The following is a 6,415-nucleotide window of genomic DNA, read 5'->3' on the forward strand; positions in this document are numbered from 1 at the left end:
TTACGTTGTTTTGATAACGATAATATTGTTCACGTAGATGGAAATGTAAACCCAATCCGTGATAAAGAAACTATCGATATCGAATTGCAATTAAAAGATTTAGAAACGGTTGAAAAACGTTTAGAAAAAGCGAATAAAGGCGCTAAAACAGGGAATGCAGAAGCAAAAATTGAAAAAGGAATTTTAGATAGAATTAAAGAAGCATTATTACAAGGAAAATCGGCAAGAACGGTTGTGCCAAATGGTAATGAAGAAGAAGTTTTATATGAAGCGTTTCAATTAATTACAGCTAAACCTGTTTTATATGTTTGTAATGTAGATGAAGCGTCTGCCGTAAATGGAAACAAATATGTAGAGCAAGTTCGTGAATTAGTGAAAGACGAACAAGCAGAAGTAATTATCCTTTCAGTAGGAGCAGAAGCAGATATTACAGAATTAGAAAGCTACGAAGAACGTCAGGTTTTCTTGGAAGATATGGGATTGTCGGAACCAGGTTCTGCGGTTTTAATTCGTGCAGCATATAAATTATTGAATCTTCAAACATATTTCACAGCCGGTGTAAAAGAAGTTAGAGCTTGGACCATTCAAGTTGGCGATACAGCACCACAAGCAGCTGGAGTAATTCACTCTGATTTTGAAAAAGGATTTATTCGCGCTGAAGTAATCGCTTTTGAAGATTATTCTAATTTCGGTACAGAAGCAAAATGTAAAGAAGCTGGAAAACTAAGAGTTGAAGGAAAAGAATACATCGTGAAAGATGGTGATGTGATGCATTTCCGTTTTAACGTGTAAATTTAGAGTATAGAATATAGAATATAGAAAAAACCGTTGCAGAAATGTAACGGTTTTTTTTTGCTTGTATTTAATAAATCAAGTTTAATTGCAGTTTTAAGTCTGTTTTCTATGTTCTATTCTCTATATTCTAAAACTGAAAACTTCTTAATAACTTCTTTAAAAACCATTTTTATTTTTTAATGAAATCCTTTATCTTGCAAAAAATACAAATTCCGATTTATGCTAGAGCAACAAGATCAATATAACGAAGATAATATACGTTCACTCGACTGGAAAGAGCATATTCGTATGCGTCCTGGTATGTATATTGGTAAGTTAGGAGATGGTTCATCACCAGATGATGGTATTTATATTTTATTAAAAGAAGTGCTCGATAACTGTATCGACGAATTTGTAATGGGTGCTGGTAAAACCATTGAAGTTACCTTAAAAGATAAAATGGTTACCGTGCGCGATTATGGTCGTGGTATACCTTTAGGAAAAGTGGTGGATGTTGTTTCTAAAATGAACACCGGTGGTAAATACGATTCCAAAGCGTTTAAAAAATCAGTAGGACTTAATGGAGTAGGAACCAAAGCAGTTAATGCGTTGTCAAATTATTTCCGAGTAGAATCGGTTCGAGATAATCAGCAAAAAGCGGCGGAATTTTCTGCAGGAAATTTAACGCTTGAAGAAGATGTTATAGAATCAACCAAACGAAAAGGTACAAAAGTATCTTTCGTTGCTGATGAAGTTATTTTTAAAAATTACAAGTATCGTACCGAATATATCATTAAAATGCTTAAAAATTATTGTTACCTAAATACAGGTTTAACAATATATTTTAATGGCGAAAAATATTATTCTGATAATGGTTTAAAAGATTTATTAGAAGAAAATATTGCCGAAGAAGATATGGTGTATCCAATCATTCATCTTTTAGGCGATGATATTGAAGTAGCCATAACGCATAGTAAAACGCAATATTCAGAAGAATATTATTCTTTTGTAAATGGACAAAACACTACGCAAGGTGGAACGCATTTAGGTGCATTCAGAGAAGCGTTAGTGAAAACCATAAAGGAGTTTTATAACAAACCTTTTGAAGCGTCAGATATTCGTAAATCTATTGTTTCGGCAATTGTGGTTCGTGTAGAAGAACCTGTTTTCGAAAGTCAAACCAAAACCAAATTAGGTTCTACCGATATGGGACCTGATGCGCCATCTGTTCGTACGTTTGTAAACGATTTTATGAAAACGAAGTTAGATAACTTCTTACATAAAAATCCTGAAGTTGCCGATGCATTACTTCGTAAAATTTTACAAGCTGAGCGTGAGCGTAAAGAATTATCAGGAATTAGAAAATTAGCGAAAGACAGAGCTAAGAAAGCCAATCTTCATAATAAAAAATTACGCGATTGTAGAGTGCATTTAACGGATTCTAAAAACCCAAGAAGTTTAGAGAGTACGCTTTTTATAACAGAGGGAGATTCGGCTTCGGGTTCAATTACTAAAAGTCGTGATGTCAATACACAAGCCGTATTTAGTTTACGTGGTAAGCCATTAAACTCATACGGTATGAGTAAGAAAATTGTGTACGAAAACGAAGAATTCAATTTATTACAGGCCGCATTGAATATTGAAGAAAGTATGGAAGATTTGCGTTATAACAATATCGTAATTGCTACTGATGCCGATGTCGATGGTATGCACATTCGTTTGTTGTTAATTACCTTCTTCTTGCAGTTTTTTCCTGAAATGATTAAAGAAGGGCATTTGTATATTTTGCAAACGCCATTATTCAGAATTCGAAATAAACGAGAAACCATTTATTGCTATTCGGAAGAAGAACGAAAAGCGGCGATGGAAAAACTAAAGCCAAAACCAGAAATCACCCGATTTAAAGGATTAGGAGAAATTTCGCCAGATGAGTTTAAAAATTTCATTGGAGAAACCATTCGTCTCGATCCTGTAATGTTAGATAAAGCCACGTCAATTGAGAAATTATTAGAATTCTATATGGGTAAAAACACACCCGACCGTCAAGAGTTTATTATTAACAACTTGAAGGTAGAATTAGATGTGGTGGAAGAAGAAGTTTAATTGAGAGAAATTATGGAAAATCAAGATATTCGTTGGAAACAAAGATTTGAACATTTTATTGGAGGTTTAAGGCAATTGAAAAATGCTAATGAGCTACAAAAAGAAAGAAAGTTTACAGAATTAGAGTTACAAGGCGCCGTACAAGCATTTGAAATTACTCAAGAGCTTTCGTGGAAAGTGATGAAAGATTTTTTAGAGTCTCAAGGTAAAACAGATTTATTTGGAAGTAAAACAGTTGTAAGAGAAGCACTTAACGTGGGTTTGATTGCAAATGGCGAAGAATGGTTGCGAACTATTGAAAGTAGAAATAAAACGTCTCATATATATGATGAAAAAGAAATTTTATTAATACTTGAAATCGTTTTTAATCAGTATTTATTATTATTTGTTGATTTTGAAACCAAAATGAAAACCTTTTTGTAATGTTCGGATTGTATCCCAATTCATATAAAGAGATTATTTCAATACTTCAAAAACACAACAGTATTGAAAAAGTAATTATTTATGGTTCAAGAGCTAAAGGGAATTATCGTGAAGGTTCGGATATTGATTTCACTCTATTTGGAACAATCGAATACGATGAATTACTTCAATTAAAAAACGAATTTGAAGAAAGTTATATTCCCTACTTGTTTGATATTTCTATTTACGATGATTTGCAATCGGAAAGTTTAAAAGACCATATAAATCGAGTAGGAAAACTATTTTATATTAGAGAATAATACAACAGCAATTACTTGTAGATAAAACACTGAAATAAATTCAGCATAATGAAAGACGAAGAAGAAAACATTCATCCAGAAGAAGAAAATACGGAACATACTGAAAATAATTCAGAGGATAATTCAATTGATGACAATCAAGAGGAAGCTACTTCTGAAGAAATTATTGAAGTAGACGCCAAAAACTTCGAAGGACAACATTTTTACGAAAACGACGAAAATCCGGAAGACACCATTACCAAAGTAACAGGAATGTACAAAGATTGGTTTTTGGACTACGCTTCGTATGTAATTTTAGAACGTGCTGTTCCTGCTATTGAAGATGGTTTCAAACCCGTACAACGTCGTATAATGCACTCGTTGAAGGAGTTGGATGATGGTCGTTATAACAAAGTAGCAAATGTAGTTGGGCACACGATGCAGTATCATCCTCACGGAGATGCAAGTATTGGAGATGCTATGGTACAAATTGGACAGCGTGAATTGCTTATAGATTGTCAAGGAAACTGGGGAAATATTCTAACTGGTGATAGTGCGGCTGCTTCTCGTTATATTGAAGCCCGTTTGTCAAAATTTGCTTTGGAAGTTTTGTACTCTCCAAAGATTACCGATTGGGGCGTTTCTTACGATGGTCGTCGTGCTGAACCAAACAATTTACCCGTTAAATTCCCCTTATTATTAGCTTCAGGAGCGGAAGGAATTGCAGTGGGATTGTCAACAAAAGTGTTGCCGCACAATTTCAATGAATTAATTGACGCTTCGATAAAAATATTAAAAGGAAAACCATTTACCATTTATCCTGATTTCCAAACAGCTGGTATAGCAGACGTTTCGAATTATAATGATGGAATGCGTGGTGGTAGAGTTCGAGTTCGTGCTAAAATTTCGCAATTAGACAAGCAAACGTTAGTGATTACTCAAATTCCGTTTTCAACGAATACGTCAACATTGATTGATAGTATTCTGAAAGCCAATGAAAAAGGAAAAATAAAAATTAAAAAGATTGAAGATAATACGGCTGCTGAGGTAGAAATTTTAATTCATCTTTTCCCTGGTGTTTCGCCAGATAAATCTATTGATGCCTTGTATGCTTTTACAGCTTGTGAAACTTCTGTAGCGCCTTTAGGTTGTGTAATTCAAGATAACAAACCGCTTTTTGTTGGCGTGTCTCATATGTTGAAAATCTCAACAGAGCGAACCGTAGAATTACTTCGAAAAGAATTAGAAATTCAGTTAGAGGAATTAAAAACAAAATGGCATTTTTCAACATTAGAAAAAATCTTCATTCGTGAAGAAATGTATATCGATTTCAAATTATATTCGGACAGAGAAACACTTTACGAGTATTTATACAAACAATTTGAACCTTTCAAAAAGTCGTTTGTTCGTGAAATTGTAGATGAAGATTTACAGAAATTAACGCAAATTCCAATGATTCGTATTACGCGATTTGATTCGGATAAAGCGGATGATTTTATTGCGAAGTTAGAAGACGAAATGAAAGAAGTACAACATCATTTAGACAATCTAATTGATTTTGCTATTGATTATTTCGCTAAACTAAAAGAAAAATACGGAAAAGGAAGAGAACGCCAAACGGAATTGAGAAGTTTTGATACGATTGAAGCTACGAAAGTGGTGTTGCGTAACACAAAATTATACGTAAATAAAGAAGAAGGTTTCTTTGGAACAGGTTTGAAGAAAGACGAATATGTTGCCGACTGTTCGGATATTGATGATGTAATTGTTTTTCTTAGAGATGGTAGAATGATGATTGCGAAAGTGGATGATAAAAAGTTCGTAGGAAAAGACATTATTCATATCGCTGTTTTCGATAAAAACGACAAACGTACCATTTATAATATGATATATCGTGATGGTAAAAACGGTTCGACTTTTATTAAACGTTTTAATGTTTCTGGTGTAACTCGTGATAAATTTTACGATTTAACGCAAGAAAAACCAGGTTCGCAAGTCTTATATTTTTCTGCTAATCCAAATGGAGAAGCTGAGGTGGTGACTATTTTATTGCGCCAAGTTGGAAGTATTAAGAAACTGAAATGGGATCAAGATTTTTCAGATATTGCCATTAAAGGTCGTGCAAGTAAAGGAAATACAGTTACAAAATATCCTATCAAGAAAATTGAATTAAAAGAAAAAGGAATTTCTACTCTTCGACCAAGAAAAATTTGGTTTGATGATACGGTACACCGTTTAAACGTTGATGGAAGAGGTGAGTTGTTGGGCGAATTTAAGCCAAATGATAGGTTGCTTATTGCGAATCAAGCTGGAAAAATTAAAACCATTATTCCTGAATTGACCACACATTTTGATGAAGATATGATTGTGATGGAAAAATGGAATCCAAAAAAACCAATTTCTGCAATTTATTACGATGGAGAAAAAGAGCGTTATTTTGTAAAACGTTTCTTAATTGAAAATGAAAATAAGGAAGAAATTTTTATTACAGAGCACGAAAAATCGCAATTAGAAATTATTTCTACAGATTGGTTACCAATGGCTGAGGTGGTTTATGCAAAAGTAAAAGGTGTGCAAAAAGACAATCAGATTGTAAATTTAGACGAGTTTATTGCTGTAAAAGGAATTAAAGCTTTAGGAAATCAATTAACTACTGATAAAATAAAACAAGTCAATATACTTGAATCGTTACCTTATGAAGAGGAATTAGACGAACCAGAAGTACTGGTTTCTGAAGAAAATACTTCTGATAACCAAGATTTCAATATCGAATTAGACGATGACGGACAAATAACGTTGAGTTTAGAATAAATTCCAAATACAAACCTGATAGTTTT

General features: G+C 33.3%; 5 protein-coding genes. All 5 read left to right on the plus strand.

Features of this window, described 5'->3' with window-relative positions:
* On the plus strand, nt 1-792 hold a 792-nt coding region (ychF, locus tag KA468_RS10055; protein ID WP_291242804.1), incomplete at its 5' end, for a redox-regulated ATPase YchF.
* A gap of 222 nt (nt 793-1,014) precedes the next feature.
* Complete coding sequence (locus KA468_RS10060) at nt 1,015-2,877, plus strand: DNA topoisomerase IV subunit B (protein WP_291242805.1); 1,863 nt, start codon at nt 1,015-1,017, stop codon at nt 2,875-2,877.
* A gap of 12 nt (nt 2,878-2,889) precedes the next feature.
* Nucleotides 2,890-3,300: an HI0074 family nucleotidyltransferase substrate-binding subunit gene (locus KA468_RS10065; protein ID WP_291242806.1), complete on the plus strand. Its 411-nt coding sequence runs from the start codon at nt 2,890-2,892 to the stop codon at nt 3,298-3,300.
* Nucleotides 3,300-3,599 carry a nucleotidyltransferase domain-containing protein gene (locus tag KA468_RS10070; protein WP_291242807.1) on the plus strand — a complete coding sequence of 100 codons (300 nt, stop codon included), beginning with the start codon at nt 3,300-3,302 and terminating at the stop codon, nt 3,597-3,599. The genes KA468_RS10065 and KA468_RS10070 overlap by 1 nt, the downstream gene beginning before the upstream one ends.
* 48 nt (nt 3,600-3,647) lie before the next feature.
* On the plus strand, nt 3,648-6,389 hold the full coding sequence (locus tag KA468_RS10075) for a DNA gyrase/topoisomerase IV subunit A (RefSeq protein ID WP_291242808.1): 2,742 nt from the start codon (nt 3,648-3,650) through the stop codon (nt 6,387-6,389).
* Nucleotides 6,390-6,415: the final 26 nt, after the last annotated feature.

The sequence above is a fragment of the Flavobacterium sp. genome (genome assembly GCF_017985075.1).
GTDB lineage: Bacteria > Bacteroidota > Bacteroidia > Flavobacteriales > Flavobacteriaceae > Flavobacterium.

Coding starts and splice junctions, on each gene's coding strand:
- KA468_RS10060 (WP_291242805.1), top strand. CDS start 1,015: ATGCTAGAGCAACAAGATCAATATAACGAAGATAATATACGTTCACTC.
- KA468_RS10065 (WP_291242806.1), top strand. CDS start 2,890: ATGGAAAATCAAGATATTCGTTGGAAACAAAGATTTGAACATTTTATT.
- KA468_RS10070 (WP_291242807.1), top strand. CDS start 3,300: ATGTTCGGATTGTATCCCAATTCATATAAAGAGATTATTTCAATACTT.
- KA468_RS10075 (WP_291242808.1), top strand. CDS start 3,648: ATGAAAGACGAAGAAGAAAACATTCATCCAGAAGAAGAAAATACGGAA.